Origin of the sequence: Bacteroides acidifaciens (assembly GCF_024623065.1) — a bacterium.
Classification (GTDB): domain Bacteria; phylum Bacteroidota; class Bacteroidia; order Bacteroidales; family Bacteroidaceae; genus Bacteroides; species Bacteroides acidifaciens.
Genome location: NZ_JANJZR010000182.1, coordinates 1 through 1,398 on the forward strand (window position 1 = coordinate 1; position 1,398 = coordinate 1,398).

Annotated in this window: 2 protein-coding genes; one reads left to right on the forward strand and one right to left on the reverse strand. The window is 42.0% G+C overall.

Annotated features, from left to right (window positions below; genetic code table 11):
• Positions 1-57: 57 nt before the first annotated feature.
• Positions 58-864 (forward strand): hypothetical protein, encoded by an 807-nt coding sequence (locus tag NSB03_RS20615; protein ID WP_135999622.1) that lies wholly within the window; start codon positions 58-60, stop codon positions 862-864.
• 57 nt (positions 865-921) lie between these two features.
• Here the strand turns inward: NSB03_RS20615 and NSB03_RS20620 are convergent, their stop codons facing one another.
• Positions 922-1,173 (reverse strand): helix-turn-helix domain-containing protein, encoded by a 252-nt coding sequence (locus NSB03_RS20620; RefSeq protein WP_024988911.1) that lies wholly within the window; start codon positions 1,171-1,173, stop codon positions 922-924.
• Positions 1,174-1,398: the final 225 nt, after the last annotated feature.

Here is a 1,398-nt window from a genome sequence, read left to right on the forward strand (position 1 = left end):
TTCAGCGGAAGGGGTACTTTATCCCTTCCATTTTATAACCTTATAAATCATTAAGTTATGACATACGTAAAAGCAAGCGTAAGAAGGCCGGCCGGTAATCCCGGTAACGGCATTCAGCCCAAGGATCAGCTCGTAATTTACGACGTTGACGATATTCTTTCCTTCCCGCAGAGAAACGATGCCGGCGTGGTTATCGAGGATGATATCGTAATGAAGGCGGGACGTTACGCGATTGGTATTTACCTGACACCCGGTACAGCTGAAATCAGTTCCAACAGTGACGGGGAAACGGACGCCGAAGGTTATACGCCTTCCGTTAAGTTCAATCATCCCGGTAATGAACAGGAAATCCGCGAGTTTAAGACAAACTGGCTGTCTAAGAAATGTATCGTTGTGCTCCGTTATTGTAGCGGAAAGCCTGCCGATCTGATCGGAACACCCTGTAACCCGTGTAAGTTATCCGTTTCTTATACCGGTTCCAATGAATCGAATACGAACGAACTTACTTTTACCCAGATCAGCAAGGGGGATGATATCGCCATTTACCGGGGTACCGACACCCTGGAAGAACCGGTGGCCGTAGTGGAAGCCGGAGCCACAGATATAGATTACCAGACGGACGGGCAGTACCAGCTTTCCGCAGGTGCGGCCAAAATAGCCGGTGTTACCGGTGGAAGTCATGGATCGGTAATTACCCTTATGGGATGTTCGGGCGTTGCGCCTACGGTGGAAGCTGGCGGTAATTTCCTTCTGAAAGGTGGTAAGACGTTTACCGCTTCCGAAGGTTCCCAATTGACGTTGCGGTCGTTTAACGACGGTTCGGAGGCTATGAAATGGATTGAACAAAGTCGTTATGAGGCGTAAGTGAACGACTTTATTAGAAAAAGAATCCCGGAACTTTTCACAGCTCCGGGATTTTTTTTATTTGACTTCTAATTCGATAGGTTTGCCACAATGGGGACAGGTTATCGTATTTTTTGTTTCCTGTACTTCCTGACTGGATGCGAATAGTTGCCACGTGGGGACATCTAAGGCGCTGGCAATCTTTTCTAAAGTTGGATATGAAGGTGATACAAGCATTCGTGAAAGACTTTCGCGTGCAATTCCTAATTTTTCAGAAAGGCTTGTTATTGTATATCCTTTCTCCTTAATTACTTCTTTTATTCTATTCATATTTCTTTTTTCTACAAAAATACGGTTATTATAATAGTGTGATATAAATATATCACTAATATTTGTTAATAGTGATAATGTTTATCACTATTTGTTTGTATATGTGATATATATATGTTACATTTGTAACATCAAAAAGGAAATAAAGAATAACAATAAAAGATATAGAATCATGAAATATTCAGTTTATAAATCAGAAATGGAGTATATAACAGCTGGTTTTTA